Consider the following 18,711-nt stretch of genomic DNA (forward strand, 5'->3'; position numbering starts at 1 on the left):
TCGCTCTAATTATAGACCAGCACCTTCAGTACAAAGCGCATCATCGGTAGAGTCTACGCCAGTAGCCCCATAACTTACACTACCATCTGCAAGGATAGTGGCTTCAACAATACATTTATCACCTGTAAAAATTATATTTGAATCCACTCCAGTTGCTACTGTGCCAGTTAAACCCATGGCGGTCATGTTTGTGCCTACGCTAGCACAAGCAATATCTGAAGTCACACAGGCTGCTGCAGTTGATGTCAGTGAGCTAACGGCCTTCATCGAGGCACCACCACCAGCCGAGACTATGTAATCTTTATACGCTGGTAGTGCAATGGCGGCGAGAATACCGATAATTGCAACAACGATCATTAATTCAATCAGAGTGAAACCCTGAGCCTTCTTGTTTAGTCTGTTTTTCAAGTTAATGCCTTTCATTTTCTCTCTCCGTTGACCTAAATCGTTCGACCCACTTTACTCATGCTAACTTAGACTCATCTAACCTAGAATCAGCAAAGTAACTTAATTATAGACGTCTTAGCCGTATTGCTCCTGCGCTAGCTAAACTTTCCCTACTAATCCATTAAGACTAATTCTAAGAACTCTAAAACAAATTCTAAGAGCATCTCTAAGATAAACGTTAAAATTAAGTGTTTGTTACTATTTCTCATCTTGCGATCAGAAATGGGGTCTTACTTTTCGTGTCATTTTGCTAAATAATTAAAGTTAGTGTATAGAAAGCTTAAGCTTCGATTATTCTCGAACGTAAGTTAATTCTACTCTTGCTGCTTTTATTTACTGCTGGTTATGTACCGCTAGCTATGTGCATTCCGGCAAACCGCACCTTATGTTCTCCTCCTACTCTTTGCTCGACTCTTAACCCGTTAATAGCGGCTTCGAAAGCTTGTTCGGCTTTTTCAAGTGGCTCTTTTTAAGGAACCTAAGTGAACCTAAGGTGAGGTCGGCCGAAGTGGCCATCTCGCCTACGTCCAAAGTTAGTACAAAGTTAATGTAAATGGAACTGTAAATTACAACAAAGTACTAATTTGACGATGATTTAGTCTAAAAAGGTTGAATTTATGTTAATTGGGTTCTAGCGTTTTTTTGGCTGTGCATGAAAAACTGTCACTTTAGCTTGAGGTGTCAATTTTTGGGCGCTTTTGAAACGGCAGGTGCAGTTTGTTTTTTAATCATAGATAGCTTGCTGGATACAGGTGTTGCGCACTTTCTGTTTGAATGAGCGAAGGGGTAACAAATGCAAGGTGAGCTTAGTTGTTATATTTAGTTCTTATAAAAAAGGTGACTCAGCGTCTGCGAATCACCTTAAAATCTGATGGCAAGATCTATGACTTGCGATTAGTGTTTCAAGCGAAGAGACAGGTCGAGTGCATGGATATGCTTAGTTAGCGCGCCAACAGAAATATAGTCGACGCCAGTTTTTGAAAAGTCGGCGATAGTGTCTATAGTGACGTTGCCCGACACTTCGAGTTTGGCTTGCTTATCGTCGGCTAGACGCTTATTGATTTCTACGGCTTCTAGCATCATGGTCACGTCGAAGTTATCCAACATGATGATATCCGATCCCGCTTCCAGTGCTTGTTGTAGCTCTAAGATGCTCTCTACTTCTACCTCGACAAGTTTATCTGCGTCTAGCTCTCTGGCCTTAGAGATCGCTTGGGCTATGCCGCCACAGGCCATGATATGGTTTTCCTTGATAAGGAAGGCATCGAACAAGCCGATCCTATGGTTTTTCCCGCCGCCGCAGCTAACTGCATATTTTTGAGCGGTACGCAGGCCAGGAATGGTTTTACGTGTGTCGAGTAGTTTAGTATTGGTACCGGCTATCTTATCTACATAATGCTTGGTGAGTGTTGCGACACCGGACAAGGTCTGAATGAAGTTCATTGCGGTGCGCTCGCCAGTGAGTATGGCGCGCGCTGGGCCTGAGAGTTCACACAGCACTTGATTGGCGACTAACAGATCACCATCATCTACATGCCAGTGGAGGGCGACTTCTCCACCGAGTTGGTTGAAGACCTGTTCAGCCCAAGCCTTGCCACAAAATACACCCTCTTCACGAGTGATTAAGCTTGCTTGTGCATGCTTGTCTGCCGGGATGAGTTGCGCCGTGATATCTGCATTAGCCTTATCAGCGCTACAGATATCCTCCAGGCTATTAACATCATGGCTGGTCGCAGCTTGAATCGGGGCTTGATAGCCTAAGTCTTCTTCGAGTGCGGCTTTTACGGCAAGCCTAATATCATTTTCCAACATTATCGGGATCCTTGATGAGCTTAATTTATAAGCTGGTACAACAGGGGAATGATTTAGATTATAAATCGGCTGTCATGCTTGGTAAGAGTAATAATAACAAATTTGATCTATAAAGGTAGAGTCTAGCGATCATACTCTATGGCTTGTTGTTTCATTAGCTAAAGAGGTCGTGGTCGATTCATTATTTGAGCTACAACTTTTTCAAGTTGCTACACTTGTTTTAGATGTGATCGCCTGTTATCCAGTATGAGTTCGATGGGTCTTTTCAGTGAGAGGTCTAACTGATAGAGTGCTAATAAGATATGGCGGATTCTAGGTTAACTTCTTGTTGATAAAAGCTAAACTAATTCCTAGTTTTGAACTGGGGTGGGCCGAAGGGGTGAAGCTGTGTGTGTCGCCTCATTTTAACTCAAGGCCGGATAATGAGGTTAGTCTGTTAGTTATTCATAATATTAGCCTGCCAGCCGGCTGCTTTGGTACACCTTATATAGATCAGCTGTTTCAAGGTTGCTTAGATATAGCTGCGGATCCCAGCTTTGAAGCTCTTAAAGGTCTCGAAGTCTCGGCACATTTCCTTATTCGCAGAGATGGGGGAATCATTCAGTATGTCTCTTGCGATGAACGCGCCTGGCATGCCGGGGTATCAAGTTTTCAAGGGCGACAAGGTTGCAATGATTTTGCTGTCGGCATTGAGCTCGAAGGCACAGATAGCCAAGATTATACCGAGCTACAATATCAAGAGTTGGTTAGGCTGACGCTTGGTTTGATGACAAGATATCCCATGTTGAATTTGGATGCTATTGTCGGTCATTGTGACATAGCGCCGGGCCGGAAAACCGATCCCGGCGACTGTTTCGATTGGAACAGGTATAAACACGAGCTAACCTTGGGTCTGAGCTGGTAGTACCTCTACAGTTTATAGCTGAGCATATCTTAGGCTTGGCGAGATAAATGAGCCCAAATGCTAGATGTTTAAATTTGAGTAAAAAGGATGGACTAAATGGCACTGTTTTCTTTATTAGTGGCGATAATGGTTGAGCGATTAAAGCTGCTCCCTAAGTCATGGCAACTCGAATCATTTCTAGATCTGTATTCTGCCAATTTGTTTGGTAAGAAGCAGCTCAACTCAGAAGCCATGATGGCGTTGGCGCTTCTTCTACCGGCAATAACCGTTTTCGTGACCACTTGGGCTGTAAGCGGCATGCTATGGGGAGGGGTGAGTTTATTACTTTGGGTTGGGATCTCTATTCTGTGCTTTAGTCACCAGAAACAAAGAACGGCCTTTAAGCGATACATGCAGGCGGCTTGTCGAGGCGATGCTCAAGCTTGTTATCATTTTGCCGAAGAGCTAGATTGTAAGCGTTCTATTGAGGCCGTAAGCGAGAGTGATCTAGGCGCTAAGGTGGGCCAAAGCGTCACTTGGCTCAATTATCGTTTTTATGGAGCGGTTGCCCTTTATCTCATCTTCTTCGGTCCTGCGGGCGCAGTCTTATACTGTACCGTACGTTATTTCAGTGACCTAAGTCATCAGGAGTCGCTCGAGTTACCCTTGGTGGATAAAGTGCTGGCACTTTTAGATTGGTTACCGAGCCGTATTTTTTCGTTCGGTTATGTACTCAGTGGTCAATTCTCTCAAGCCTTTAGCAGTTGGCGAAAGCTGGGCTTAAGTCTGGATCATAGCGCCAGAGAGATAGTGACTCAAGTGGCCTTAGCCGCAGAGCCAAGACCTGAAGCCTCGTCAACACCCATTTGTGTCCAGGCTACATTGGCATTGCTGCAGCTGAGTAAACGTAATTTCATTTTACTGTTAACCACGCTTTCTCTTTTGACCATCTTTGGGGTGGTGGCGTAAATACAGCTTCGCCAGAGTTATATTCTCTTAGTCTCTTGTTAGTGACTCTATGTTAGTTAAATGGTCTGACCTTTCTCGGTTAAATTTCCGCTATGCTCACACATCGTGAGTATCCCTGACTCAGGTCACAAACTGGACTTTCAAAATGTGATTTGCTAAAGTGCGCTCAGTCAACTAAATTGGTAAGACCAATTTACAATAGGAGCTGAGGGCCACATGGCTTATAACAAAATAAACCAGCCAAAAATTTCTGACGTCATTATGGGTCAGTTAGAGCAGATGATTTTGGAAGGTAGCCTCCAACCGGGTCAGAAGCTGCCTCCTGAGCGTGAGCTGGCACTCCAATTTGAAGTCTCCCGTCCCTCGTTACGTGAAGCCATTCAAAAATTAGAAGCTAAAGGCTTGCTGTTGCGTCGTCAAGGCGGTGGTACCTATGTCAAAGAGCAGCTTTGGCGAAGCTTGGCCGATCCCATCGTTGAATTGATGCATAGTGACTCTGAGAGTCAGTATGATCTACTCGAATTTCGTCATGCCACAGAAGGCATGATGGCTTATTTTGCCGCACTTCGTGGTACCGATGCCGATATGCAGAATATCAAACGCACTATCATGGATGTAGAAGCGGCTAAAGAGATTGAGCAGCAAGCGGAAGCCATCGTACATTTCTATCGTGCCATAGCAGAGGCGTCACATAACGTGGCCATGTTGCATCTGGTACTGAGTTTAGCTCCTGTGCTGCATAAGAATGTGGCACAGAACCTGGAACTGCTGAATCGAAGAGAGGAAGCATCCACAAGGGCAAACGAACATAGGCTGGCATTGCTAGCCGCAATCGTTCGCCGTGATCCTGACGCAGCTCGTGAAGCCTCGAATGAGCATTTAAGCTATATCGAGGAAGTGATGTTGACCGTTAGGAAAGAAGATAGTCGGTTGCAGCGCAGTCTGCGCCGTTTAAAAAGTGGTGACTAGGCGTTCTCAATGAGAGAGCAAGCCAAGCACCAAACCATATTTTAATATTTTTAATATCACTAAGTGCTGAGATTCGGTGCTTGGGTATTACATATAGGAAAGGACTGCGAAATGTCTGAACATATGCTACAAGATCTGGATCCATTAGAGACTCAAGAATGGTTATCTGCTCTAGAATCGGTTGTTCGTGAAGAAGGTGTTGAGCGTGCTCAATATCTACTGGAACAAGTTCTCGATAAGGCCCGTTTAGATGGCGTCGATATGGCGACTGGTATCAATACCAGCTATATCAACACCATACCAACCAGCCAAGAACCTGCATATCCGGGTAATACTACGCTAGAGCGCCGTATTCGTTCTATCATTCGCTGGAATGCGATCATGATCGTGCTTCGAGCTTCTAAGAAAGATCTGGACTTAGGTGGCCATATGGCTTCTTTCCAGTCTTCAGCTGCATTTTATGAAGTGTGTTTTAACCACTTCTTCCGTGCGCCAAACGATGTTGATGGTGGTGATCTAGTCTATTACCAAGGTCATATCTCTCCGGGTATCTATTCGCGTGCATTCGTTGAGGGTCGCTTAACTGCAGATCAACTCGATAACTTCCGCCAAGAAGTTGATGGTGAAGGTATCCCTTCATATCCACACCCTAAGCTAATGCCTGAGTTCTGGCAGTTCCCGACCGTTTCTATGGGTCTGGCTCCTATGTCTTCTATCTATCAGGCTCGCTTCCTTAAGTATCTCGATGGCCGCGGCCTTAAAGATACCTCGGCTCAGCGTGTCTATGCCTTCCTGGGTGACGGTGAGATGGATGAGCCTGAATCACGTGGTGCGATTTCATTTGCGGCTCGTGAAAAGCTAGATAACTTATGCTTCCTGATTAACTGTAACCTACAGCGCCTCGATGGTCCTGTTATGGGTAACGGCAGTATCATTCAGGAACTTGAAGGTCTCTTCAGAGGTGCCGGTTGGAACGTCGTCAAGGTGATCTGGGGTAACAACTGGGATTCACTGTTAGCCAAAGATACTACTGGCAAGTTGCTACAGCTGATGAATGAGACTGTAGATGGTGATTACCAGACATTTAAGTCAAAAGACGGTGCCTATGTACGTGAGCACTTCTTCGGTAAGTACCCTGAAACAGCGGCGCTTGTTTCAGATATGACAGATGCCGATATCTTCGCACTTAAGCGTGGTGGTCATGAGTCATCTAAGCTTTATGCTGCATTTAAGAACGCTCAGGATACTAAGGGTAAACCGACAGTGATCTTGGCTAAGACCGTTAAAGGTTATGGCATGGGCGGCGCAGCCGAAGGTAAGAACATAGCGCACCAAGTGAAGAAGATGGACATGAGCCATGTGCTTCAACTGCGTGACCGTCTAGGTCTTCAAGACCTGCTTACTGATGAGAATGTTGCTGAGTTGCCTTACCTATCTTTAGAGGAAGGTTCAGAAGAGTACAAGTACCTGCATGCGCGTCGTGATGCTTTGCATGGTTACACGCCTCAACGTCTGCCTAACTTCACTAAAGCATTAGAGCTACCTGAAGTTGAAGATTTTAAGCCTTTGCTTGAAGAACAGAAGCGTGACATCTCCACCACTATGGCATTTGTTCGCTCGCTAAATATATTGCTTAAGCACAAAGGTGTGAGCAAGAATATCGTCCCTATCATCGCTGATGAGGCGCGTACATTTGGTATGGAAGGTCTGTTCCGTCAGATCGGTATCTATAATCCTCAGGGGCAGAACTACACCCCACAAGATCGTGAAATTGTTTCTTACTATAAAGAAGCAACTTCGGGTCAAGTATTGCAGGAAGGTATCAACGAGCTAGGTGCTATGTCTTCATGGGTTGCTGCGGCAACATCATATAGCACTAACGATCTGCCTATGATCCCATTCTACATCTACTACTCTATGTTTGGTTTCCAGCGTGTTGGCGACATGGCATGGATGGCGGGCGATCAACAGGCGCGTGGCTTCTTGTTAGGTGCTACAGCCGGTCGTACAACCTTGAACGGTGAAGGTCTGCAACACGAAGATGGTCATAGCCATGTTCAGGCCAACACGATTCCAAACTGTATCTCTTACGATCCTACATATGCCTACGAAGTAGCAGTCATCATCCAAGATGGTATGCGTCGCATGTATGGCGATCAGGAAAATGTGTTCTATTACCTGACGCTGATGAATGAAAATTACGCCATGCCAGCTATGCCTGAAGGTGCTGAAGACGGTATTCGTAAGGGTATCTATAAGCTTGAGTCATACCAAGGCAGTAAGCAGGTTCAGCTGATGAGCTCAGGCACTATCATGAATGAAGTGCGTAAGGCAGCGAAGATTCTCAGTGAAGAATATGATGTTGCGTCTGATGTTTATTCGGTCACTTCTTTCAATGAATTGACTCGTGAAGGTCAGGATGTCGAGCGTTACAACATGCTGCATCCTGAAGCTGAGCAGAAGCAAGCCTATATTTCTCAGGTAATGGGTACAGCCCCTGCAATTGCAGCTACAGATTACATGAAGAACTACGCCGAACAAGTTCGCGCCTTCATGCCATCAGAATCATTCAAAGTACTGGGTACCGATGGCTTCGGTCGCTCTGACAGCCGCGATAACTTGCGTCGTCACTTCGAAGTGAACGCTGGCTATGTGGTCGTCGCAGCACTGACTGAATTAGCTAAACGTGGTGATGTTGAAAAATCTGTCGTGGCTCAGGCCATCGCTAAATTCAATATCGACGCAGACAAGATCAACCCGCTATACGCGTAAGAGGCAATACAATATGACAATCGAAATTAATGTACCTGATATTGGTGCGGATGAGGTTGAAGTCACCGAGATTCTGGTTAGCGTAGGCGACAGGGTTGAAGAAGATCAATCGCTGATTGCTGTCGAAGGCGATAAAGCCGCGATGGAAGTACCAGCATCTCAATCGGGTGTAGTTAAAGAAATTAAAGTTGCGGTTGGAGATAAGGTGGCTACCGATTCGTTGATCATGGTCTTCGAAGACGATGCAGCATCGGCTCCAGTAGCCCAAGCTGCGGCCGCTCCTGCGCCAGTCGCGGCAACAGTCGCTCCGGCATCTGTTGAGCTAAAAGAAGTGAATCTGCCTGATATCGGTGACGATGAAGTCGAAGTGACTGCAATATTAGTCAACCTAGGTGACAGCATCACAGAAGATCAGCCAATCTTAAGTGTCGAAGGTGACAAGGCGTCGATGGAAGTGCCGGCTCCTTTCAATGGCGTCTTAAAAGAGATTAAAGTTGAGATTGGTGACAAGGTTTCTACCGGCAGTTTAGTACTGGTCTTCGACGTTGCAGGTTCATCTTCTGTGCCTGTAGCCGCAGCGCCAGCAACTCCTATTCCTGTAGCAGCTGCGGTTGCCGCCGTTGCAACTGTATTAGAAGTAGCTGTTCCTGATATCGGTGATGATGAAGTCGAAGTTACCGAGATAATGGTGAAAGTCGGCGATACAGTGACCGAAGAACAGTCACTTATCAGCGTCGAAGGCGATAAGGCTGCCATGGAAGTACCAGCTCCCTTTGCTGGCACCATTAAAGAGATCAAAGTAGCTATTGGTGACAAGGTGTCTACTGGCTCGTTAATCATGATCTTCGAAGTGGCTGGCCAAGCGCCTGCTGCAGCACCTGTAGCCACGGCGCCAGCTCAAGCAGCAGCTCCAGCAGCTCCTGTATCGGCATCTTCGACTAAGCCTGCTAAGACAGACTTTGTTGACAATGAAGCCTATGCCCATGCATCTCCCGTTATCCGCCGCATGGCTCGTGAACTTGGTGTTAACCTTGCTAACGTCAAAGGTACGGGTCGCAAGAGCCGCGTCATTAAAGAAGATGTGCAGAGCTACATAAAGGCTGCGATTAAGCAGGTTGAATCGGGTAGTGTTAAAGCTGCCGCTGGTGGCAACGAGCTTAACTTATTGGCATGGCCAAAGATCGATTTCAGCAAGTTTGGTGAGACCGAAGTTAAGCCCTTATCTCGCATCCAGAAGATCTCTGGTGCTAACCTACACAGAAACTGGGTGAAGATCCCCCATGTTACTCAGTGGGATAATGCGGATATCACAGAACTCGAATCATTCCGTAAGGCACAAAATGCGGCGGAAGCGAAGAAAGATTCTGGCATGAAGATCACTCCATTGGTGTTTATCATGAAGGCGGTTGCTAAGGCTCTCGAAGCTTTCCCTACGTTCAACTCATCTCTGTCGCAAGATGGTGAGAGTTTGATCATGAAGAAGTACGTCAATGTCGGTATTGCCGTCGACACGCCAAATGGCCTGGTTGTCCCTGTTTTCAAAGATGTGAACAAGAAGGGCATCCATGAATTATCGGATGAGCTAAAGCTGATATCTAAGAAGGCACGTGGCGGTAAGCTAACGGCTTCAGACATGCAAGGTGGTTGTTTCACTATCTCTAGTCTGGGTGGCATAGGTGGAACGGCATTTACACCAATCGTTAATGCACCTGAAGTGGCAATTCTCGGGGTGTCTAAGTCTGAAATGAAGCCAGTATGGAATGGTAAAGATTTCGAGCCTCGCTTGATGTTGCCTCTGTCACTGTCTTACGATCATAGGGTCGTAGATGGCGCCGAAGGTGCACGTTTCATTAGCTATTTAAACAGCTGCTTATCAGATATTCGTACCTTAGTGCTTTAAAAAATGGGCTGCTTATTACAAGCAGCCTTTTATACCCAAACTACTTCAAAATGCAGGATTCAGCATGTCGAGAAGTGACAGAGTTCAAGGCATGAAAGAGTAGGACTAGTTATTCTAATCCGAACTTTCATAACGCAGAAAAATGTTGCTTCTCACCTTGCCCTGCGGGAGCTCCCGTAGAATAGCTGCACTGCGTTAGTGATATCGACAAGGGAATAACCATTCTCTCAATCACTGCCTTGTTCAGCTATCCTACGGGGGCTCTGAAACGAGCACCTTGAGGTAGGTTGGGTATATATAGTAAATGTATGATTGTGATCGGTATCAAACAAAGGTTAAAATGCGGCCACCTTACAAGATTTGGCAACATTTTATTTTTGCGCTACTCGTTAGTGCAAGAAAATGAAAAGAATAGAGGAAATCATGAGCAACGAAATCAAAACTCAGGTAGTGGTATTAGGCTCTGGCCCTGCTGGCTATTCGGCGGCATTCCGTGCGGCTGACTTAGGACTAGAGACTGTCATCATCGAACGTTTTAGTACCTTAGGTGGTGTTTGTCTGAACGTAGGTTGTATCCCATCGAAGGCACTTCTACACGTATCTAAAGTGATCGAAGAGGCGAAAGCTGTTGCCGATCACGGTGTGGTTTTTGGCGAGCCACAGATCGATTTGGAGAAGCTACGTGGTTTCAAAAATTCGGTTATCAGCCAGTTGACAACAGGATTGGGCGGAATGTCCAAGATGCGTAAAGTCGACGTGGTTAATGGTTTCGGTAAGTTTACCGGCCCTAACACTATCGAAGTTGTTGGTGAAGATGGCGTTAAAGTGGTTCATTTCGAGCAGGCAATTATCGCCGCAGGCTCTCGTCCTATCGAATTGCCATTCATTCCACATTCAGATCCACGTGTTTGGGATTCTACCGATGCGCTAGAGCTTAAAGAAGTTCCGGGTAAGCTACTTATCATGGGCGGTGGCATCATAGGTCTTGAGATGGGTACTGTTTACGCTTCTCTGGGTAGCCAAATCGACGTGGTTGAGATGCTGGATCAACTGATCCCGGCAGCAGACAAAGATATCGTTCGCGTTTATACCAAGAAGGTTAAGAGTAAGTTTAACCTTATGATGCAGACTAAGGTGACAGCCGTAGAAGCCAAAGATGATGGCATCTATGTGACTATGGAAGGCAAGAAGGCACCGACTGAAGCTATTCGTTACGATGCAGTGCTAGTTGCAATCGGTCGTGCACCAAATGGTAAGTCGCTCGATGCCGAGAAAGCCGGAATTAATGTCGATGAGCGTGGCTTCATCAATGTCGATAAGCAGATGCGTACCAATGTACCTAACATCTATGCTATCGGTGATATTGTCGGTCAGCCTATGCTTGCGCATAAAGGCGTGCATGAAGGCCATGTGGCTGCAGAAGTTATCTCAGGCTTGAAGCACTTCTTCGATCCTAAAGTGATTCCTTCGATTGCCTATACAGATCCTGAAGTTGCTTGGGTTGGTCTAACTGAGAAGGAAGCCAAAGAGCAAGGTATCGCCTACGAGACTGCAAGTTTCCCTTGGGCTGCTAGTGGCCGTGCAATCGCTTCAGATTGTAGCGATGGTATGACTAAGCTGATTTTCGATAAAGAGACTCACAGAGTCATAGGTGGTGCTATCGTCGGTGTTAACGGCGGTGAGCTTCTAGGTGAGATCGGCTTGGCAATCGAGATGGGTTGTGATGCAGAAGATCTAGCGTTGACGATTCATGCTCACCCAACCTTGCATGAGTCTGTAGGTCTGGCGGCTGAGATCTATGAAGGTTCGATCACCGATTTGCCAAATCCTAAGGCAAAAAAGAAGAAAAAATAATATTTTATTAGAGTCATGAAAAGGCGCTCATTTGAGCGTCTTTTTTTATGCCTTGAAAAAGGAGCTAAAATTTAGTGTTAATAAATTGCTATTAAGCAGGTGTATTAGCTTTAATGAACTGATACATTCAAAGTAAGTATTATAATAAAGTGGACCCGATACCAATTTGTATGAATAGTGCTAATTGCTAATGCTATTAACTAAAATTATAAAAATAGCCTTCTTACTTCTACTCATCAGCACTTGCCTGACTCCTGTTGCTGCAAGTGATTTTGTTATGCGTGTCTTTGGGGAAACTGAAGGTTTAGAAACTGGCACAATAAACGATATTAGCTTCGACTCCTATGGCTTCGTATGGGTGGCTACAGAGCAAGGGCTATTTCGATTAAGTAACTCTAAGATAAGACGTATTGATAAAGAGGCGTTCGATCTCAGACTTTCCGGTGAATATATCAATATGGTTGAGCCGCTGAGCGAGCAGCATCTGCTCGTCAGTAATTATTCAGATACTTACCTGTACGATATGTTGCAGAATACGTTTGTTCGTTTCGGTAGCGAGTCACTTTTTCCTGACTATAAGGGCGGTGGGATTATCGCTCAAGTGAAGCAAGGTGATCATTTTATTTTTCTGACCTTAGATGGTGAATTACTCCAATATTCCTACGAAAAGACCTTACTCGAACGGATCAATTTTCTCCCGACTAATGCAGATATACCTTGGGGTAATTTAGTCGCCTTAGATGATGGCCGCATCATAGTCGGCACAGAATACGAGTTACAGCTGAGAGATAGCCAAGGTCTGAGAATTGCTGTTTTTCCCTGGGGAGAGGAAAACGGCTTGATGAAGCAGTTATTTAAAGATTCTCAGGGGCGAATTTGGCTGAGTTCGAGTGAAGGAGTATATAGAGTCTATGCTGACACTCTCAAAATTGAAGCTGTCGAGGCTCTCTCCTTTTATGCCACCAATATTGCCGAAGATAACGAGGGCAGTTTTTGGATATCAGGAAGAGTAGGATTGATCAAATGGAAGCCGGGAGACACTGAGTACCTTTTATATAAAGAGCAACTTAAACAAAATGCAGACATGGATTATATCTATGATATTGAAATAGATGAGTCTGGATTGATTTGGGTCGGAGGCGCCGGAGAGGGCCTGGCCATAGTCACAAGCGAGCCTGATTTCTTACTCGATACCTTTACCGCTAAGCCACCATACTCCATGAGTAATGAGATGATTTGGGGGACTTATGGGGAGGGGAGTCGAGTTTGGTTTGGTACCGATAATGGCTTGCTATTGATAGATAAGCTAGCTCAAACATCTTCCACCTTATTCCCTCAGGGTTTAGAGGTAAACGATAGTATTTATAGCGTTGAGAGTCTGGACGCAGCGCATCTTTTATTAGCGACCACCAATGGTCTGTTTGTGGTGAACAAAGCCTCTTTTACGGCCCAAAGGTTTGCACAGTGGACTCATGGCGAGAATTCACTGGAACATAAGATCGTTTATGCCACTTATGATGACCCCTTAATTCAAGGCCGTTGGTGGTTTATGACCTCCACAGGGCTATATTTCTGGGAGCCGGGGCTTTTTAATCCTCAACCCATGCCAGTTTTCATCGGCGGTCTCAACCCGAGAGTGGTAGATATCAAATCGGTTATCAGGGATGAGGCTGGAAAGCTGTGGCTAGGTGGCACCGAGCTATTTGGCTATCTGGATCATGAAGGCGAGTTCCATTCCAAACTCGACAAGTTTAGTGATGGCAGCAGTGAAACGGAAATCAACTATATCGAGCAAGTTGACTCGGATACATTTTGGTTGGGAACATCACCAAAAGGTTTGATCGAATACTCATTGAGTTCGGATGACGCCAGAGAATTAAATAAAGAATGGGAAATTGATTGTTCATCCGTCTATTTCATTCAGGATACTGCCGATCACAGGTTAATTGGCTGCCCAAAGTCGCTGCTGAGATATTCCAAATCGACACGGGATATCATGGTCCTGGGTCATGATGATGGCTTGTTAGGGGGTGAACTCAATGATGGTGCATTCTTCTATGCTCCCGGCGAGGGACTTTATGTCGGCACGCCTGATGGCGCTATGCTGCTCGATGTCGACAGTTTATCTAATCGAATTCAGCGCGACGGTGTATTTCTGGAGGCGGTATCTGTTTTCTATGATGAGGGAGTGCAAATTGATCTTATCCCACAAGATGAAACAATTATAAAACCCGGTGCAAGAATGCTCAGCTTTCAGATAACCAGCCTGGATTATCTCGATGGTACGCCCATGACTCTGCAGTATCGCCTGAAACGAAAAGGAGACATTACCCAAGCTAAATATTTACTTCTCGATGGCCAGTCTCAGCTCAATATCACTGGCTTAGAGTCTGGGAAATATACCTTAGAGATCCTGAGCCAGGAGAATGGGATCTGGTCTGCCAAACCGTATAGTTTTAGTTTTTCAGTGAAGCAATACTGGTGGCAGAGGACCTGGGTTAAGAGTCTGCTGTTAATAACCCTGTTGTGTATCTGCGTCGGAGTTATCTTGTATCGTCAGAGGCAAGTTAAGGCATTTAAACTGATCAACACGGCATTGGTCGAGAGCGAAGAGAGGCTCAGGCAGTCTCTGAAGGGCAGTGATTCTGAACTCTGGGAGTGGCGGCAGGATTCCCAGATGTTTAGCCTGGAGAATCAGCGGGCAGAGAAAGAAGATGATAGAGGCAATAGAATACTTAGGTTAGAGGATTTTCCCATTCATAGGGAAGATAGAGACAAGGTCGTGAATGCATGGGAGAGTATGCTTAAAGGCTCGAATGACCGTTTCGATGTTGAGTATCGCTATCGCCGTGAGGATAAGAGCTGGGGGTGGACCAGAGTCAGGGGGCGACCAGTCGAAGTGGATGCGGAGTCGGGCCGGATATTAAGGGTTGCGGGTATTTATTCAGATATCACCCTACAGCGTCAGCTCGAAGATGATGTAAAACTGCTGGCTCAGGCATTCGGTAACACCTCCGAAGGGGTGCTGATTATGGATGCGGCGGAGCGAATTAAGGTGTCTAATAAAGCCGCTCAAACCATAGTGGGTGCATCGGATAAGCTGCTAAATGGTAAGTTTTTCTCTGAGCTAATCTTAGCTAAAGAGGGGAGAACGGATGAAATTGTTTACCTTTTGCAGCAAGGCGTCACCTGGACAGGTGAGAGAGAGTTTCTATGTGAACAAGGCGGCTCATGCCCGGTCTGGCTTAACGTCTCGGCGATGTTGGGAAGCAAGGGCAACATCACCCACTATGTTGCCGTATTTTCCGACATAACCGAGCGTAAACGCACCGAGGCAGATCTCAGGCGCCTGGCAAATTATGATGTGCTAACGGGTCTTCCAAACCGCTCTCTATTTTCAACTCGGTTGGCTCAGTCGATACATCGTGCAGAGCACAGTGGTGAAAAATTAGCACTGATATTCCTCGACCTGGATAGATTTAAACACGTCAATGACTCATATGGTCATAGCATGGGAGATGCCTTGCTGGTCGAGGCTGCCAATCGTCTACAGTCGTGTATCACTGAAGAGCACACCTTATGTCGTTTTGGCGGCGATGAATTTGTTATCTTATTAAGAGATGCCTCAAATTTAGATACGATAAATCATATCTGTGCTCAATTACTCGAGCAGATCGAGACTCCTTTTGAGCTCTATGGTCGTGAGTTTTTTATATCTACCAGCATAGGGGTGAGCTTATGGCCCGATGATGCCAGACAAGCTGAGGTGCTGATCAAAAATGCCGATCAGGCCATGTATCACGCCAAAGATGAAGGCCGTGGTAACTTTCAGTACTTCTCTTCCGAACGTAATTTAGAGGCCTTGTATCATCTTAGATTAGAAGCCGAGCTTCGTAAGGCAATAGAGAGAGATGAGTTTGAGCTTCATTACCAGCCTCAGGTCGATATTCTCAAGGGAGATAAGTTGATCGGTATGGAGGCGCTATTGAGATGGCGTCACCATAAAGATGGCCTGGTCCGCACCGATATCTTTATCAAGGTGGCAGAGTCTTGTGGCTTGATTGTCGATATCGATCGTTGGGTGTTACATCAGGCCTGCATACAAGGTGCAATCTGGTCCCAGTCCTATGATGAGCCCTTTAAATTATCTGTGAACATCTCGGCGGTCCATTTTCGTCAGCCTGATTTTATCGAAGGTGTTAAAAAAATCTTAAAAGAGACCGGGCTAGATCCACACTTGCTAGGTTTTGAAATTACCGAAGGCGTGTTGATGAAGGAGTTGGATATTGCTAAGGAGCATCTATTAGAGCTCAGAGCGCTTGGGATAGATGTGGCTATCGATGATTTCGGTACAGGTTACTCCTCATTAGCCTATTTACGCCATTTCGATGTGGATACCTTAAAAATTGATCGCTCATTCCTTATCGATATCGCGACCAATGAAGCTGACCAAGCCATAGCCAGCAGTATTATAGAGCTTGCCAGGAACCTAAAGTTAAATGTTGTTGCCGAAGGTGTGGAGACTAAGGAGCAGCTTGAACAGGTCTTTAGTCGCGGTTGCTATGTGATCCAGGGATATTATTTTTCCAAGCCCTTAACTGTGACCGAGATGGAGTCTTATATGGATAACTCGAGCCTATTTTCCGATAAAAACTCATCTGCAGATTGATAGAATTACTAAGCTGAAACGCCTTTGATTTGCACTTAAACTTTTTGCTAAGTTTTTGTTAGAATAACTGCGCCAAGTGTAACCAATAATTAAAGAAAATGAATATGATACGTTTACTCACCTTATTTCTCATGCTCTCTCTAAGTTTTTCGGTATTCTCCGACGAGGTGCGTCCTAAAATTGGCCTGGTTCTCAGTGGTGGAGGGGCTAAAGGTGCCGCACATATTGGTGTACTTAAAATATTGGAAGAGAATCGTATTCCTGTCGACTATATTGCCGGAACCAGCATAGGAGCCTATGTCGCCGGTATGTATGCTCTTGGTTATAGCGCCACAGAAATTGAGAAGATCATGCTCAATGAGACCTGGTCGGATGGTTATTCAGATACCATTCCAAGGCAGTCTTTGAGTTACCGTAACAAGCAGCAGAGAGATAGGTTTAACCTTCCGCTAAACATGGGTTATAGCGATGATGAAGTTAAAGTGCCTAATGGGCTGTTGCGAGGGCAAACCATGTCGCAGTTGTTGCAACGTTCAACTGGCTTAGTGAATCAATTTGGCCATTTCGATGAGCTTGCCATTCCCTATCGCGCCGTGGCGACAGATCTGGAAACAAGCAATGCTGTGGTTATTGCAAATGGCAGCATAGTCAAGGCGATGCAGGCATCGGCGACTGTACCCGGTGCGCTTCAGCCTGTGGAATATGAGGGAAAACTACTAATAGATGGCGGTATTGGCAATAACATGCCCGTGGATGTCGTCAAAGCCATGGGGGCGGACATCATCATTGCCGTGGATATAGGTTCATCCTTGGTGAAGAAAGAGGAGTTAACCAGTACTATTGCCGTGCTCAATCAGCTCTCAACCATGCTGACTAATGCCAGTACCGATAGACAAAAGCTGTTATTGACGCAAGACGATATTCTTATCCGTCCCGATGTTGGGGATATGAGTACCACAGACTTTACCATTATGCCTGAGGCTTTCTCATTAGGTAAACAGGCGGCGCTTGAGCATTTGATAAGTCTACAAGGCTTGAGTATCGGTGAAGAGGAGTTTGAAGCTTATTTAGCCAGAAAGAAGCAGTTGAGCCGTCAATGGCTCGATGATATCGATCATCCCATAGTTAATATTGTGTTCGACAATGAGTCGAAAGTCAGTGAGTCTCTATTGAGAGAGACCTTAGATATTGAAGAGGGAGATGTTGTCACTCAAGAGAGACTGGCAGAGGGAATCGCCGCTATTTACTCGTTGGATAAATTTGAGCGCGTCAATGCAGAGTTTATCGATACCGACCAAGGCAGAGTATTGACCCTCAATACCCATGCTAAATCATGGGGGCCAAATTATTTCCAGTTGGGCTTTAGCTGGGAAGATGATTTTTCTCTGGACTCGGCCGTCTCATTCGATCTGGCTTATACCTTGACCGATTTGACCGATACCGGCGGTGAATGGCGCAATGAACTTAAGTTAGGTTATGAAAAGCTGATCTCAACCGAATTTTATCAACCTCTGGATTACGATCAGGCCTTCTATAGCCGGGCCAAAGTGGGCTATGAGATTAAAGACTGGGAGTTCTTCGATGCCAACTCCAGAATACTGCAACTTAAACAGAAGCAGTACCGCGCCGATATCGGAATTGGGTATAACTATGTCAAAGAGGGCATGATTGAACTTGGGATTACCGGTGAAACAGGTGATTTGGAGAATGGATTATTTTTTGAGGATTTAGAATACAATTCCTATGGTGGGTATTTTAAGTTTGGTTATGACGATTTAGATAGCATCAACTTCCCTACATCGGGTAATCGCTTTACTTTTGATGCCTACTATCGAAAAGAAAATAACCCAAATATTTCCTTTTCGGAGTTAGGTGGACACGAAGAGTATTCTATTCAACTTGAATTGGATTGGCGCGGGGCATTGAGTTTGGGTAACCATGCATTTGTTGGTATTGCTTCACTGGCCACTGTGGATATGGAGCAAGGCTTTAGCCTACATGTGTCTGAACTCGGTGGATTCTTGAATCTTTCCGGTTACCATAAAAATGCCTTGGTTGGACCCCATAAGATTTTCGGTGCATTCGTGTATCAATATGATCTAGGCAGGGATGTGCTGGGCATGACAGATTACCCTCTCTATTTGGGAGCGAGTATCGAGGCGGGTAATGTCTGGAAGTTAAGAGAACATGTGGATCTGGATGACCTCATCTATTCCGGTAGCCTGTATTTTGGAACCGATACCAGCATGGGGCCAGCGGCAATTGGTTTCGGTTGGGCGGATGATGGCGAGAAGGCCATATTCCTGTTTATAGGTAAGAATTGGTAAATAGTGCGTTAATACCAGATTACAAATATTGGCTGTTGCGTTAAATCCTACGATGATAGGGTGTCATGGGATAATTTATAGCAGGCTTGAAGATAGCAGGCCACTATTC

10 protein-coding genes are annotated in these 18,711 nt (G+C 45.5%); 8 read left to right on the forward strand and 2 right to left on the reverse strand.

All coding sequences use genetic code 11. The features are described 5' to 3' along the window. Positions 1-9 precede the first annotated feature (9 nt). Together FS373_RS25580 and nadC are read right to left on the reverse strand one after the other, a co-directional pair. A complete protein-coding gene (locus tag FS373_RS25580; protein WP_152830885.1) occupies positions 10-423 on the reverse strand; it encodes a type IV pilin protein in 414 nt (137 codons plus the stop codon). A 918-nt stretch (positions 424-1,341) separates the two neighbouring features. After that, positions 1,342-2,259, reverse strand: a complete 918-nt coding sequence (gene nadC, locus FS373_RS25585; protein WP_144044574.1) for a carboxylating nicotinate-nucleotide diphosphorylase — start codon at positions 2,257-2,259, stop codon at positions 1,342-1,344. 328 nt (positions 2,260-2,587) lie between these two features. On the opposite strand from nadC, the gene ampD reads away from it, so the two are divergent. From ampD to FS373_RS25625, 8 genes are all read left to right on the forward strand, one after another. Next, positions 2,588-3,163: a 1,6-anhydro-N-acetylmuramyl-L-alanine amidase AmpD gene (ampD, locus tag FS373_RS25590; RefSeq protein WP_227993265.1), complete on the forward strand. Its 576-nt coding sequence runs from the start codon at positions 2,588-2,590 to the stop codon at positions 3,161-3,163. 96 nt (positions 3,164-3,259) lie between these two features. Further along, positions 3,260-4,111 carry a beta-lactamase regulator AmpE gene (gene ampE, locus FS373_RS25595; RefSeq protein ID WP_144044576.1) on the forward strand — a complete coding sequence of 284 codons (852 nt, stop codon included), beginning with the start codon at positions 3,260-3,262 and terminating at the stop codon, positions 4,109-4,111. Positions 4,112-4,327: 216 nt separating this feature from the next. Beyond that, positions 4,328-5,080 carry a pyruvate dehydrogenase complex transcriptional repressor PdhR gene (gene pdhR, locus FS373_RS25600; protein ID WP_144044577.1) on the forward strand — a complete coding sequence of 251 codons (753 nt, stop codon included), beginning with the start codon at positions 4,328-4,330 and terminating at the stop codon, positions 5,078-5,080. A gap of 111 nt (positions 5,081-5,191) precedes the next feature. Continuing rightward, complete coding sequence (gene aceE / locus FS373_RS25605; protein ID WP_144044578.1) at positions 5,192-7,852, forward strand: pyruvate dehydrogenase (acetyl-transferring), homodimeric type; 2,661 nt, start codon at positions 5,192-5,194, stop codon at positions 7,850-7,852. A gap of 13 nt (positions 7,853-7,865) precedes the next feature. Beyond that, on the forward strand, positions 7,866-9,752 hold the full coding sequence (gene aceF, locus FS373_RS25610; RefSeq protein WP_152830887.1) for a pyruvate dehydrogenase complex dihydrolipoyllysine-residue acetyltransferase: 1,887 nt from the start codon (positions 7,866-7,868) through the stop codon (positions 9,750-9,752). Positions 9,753-10,175: 423 nt separating this feature from the next. Next, positions 10,176-11,606, forward strand: coding sequence for a dihydrolipoyl dehydrogenase (gene lpdA, locus FS373_RS25615; protein WP_144044580.1), 1,431 nt, complete (start codon positions 10,176-10,178; stop codon positions 11,604-11,606). 190 nt (positions 11,607-11,796) lie between these two features. Beyond that, complete coding sequence (locus FS373_RS25620) at positions 11,797-16,275, forward strand: bifunctional diguanylate cyclase/phosphodiesterase (protein WP_152830888.1); 4,479 nt, start codon at positions 11,797-11,799, stop codon at positions 16,273-16,275. 104 nt (positions 16,276-16,379) lie between these two features. Next, positions 16,380-18,602: a patatin-like phospholipase family protein gene (locus FS373_RS25625; protein WP_144044582.1), complete on the forward strand. Its 2,223-nt coding sequence runs from the start codon at positions 16,380-16,382 to the stop codon at positions 18,600-18,602. The last annotated feature ends 109 nt before the right edge of the window (positions 18,603-18,711 follow it).

The organism is Shewanella sp. YLB-07, from assembly GCF_009377275.1.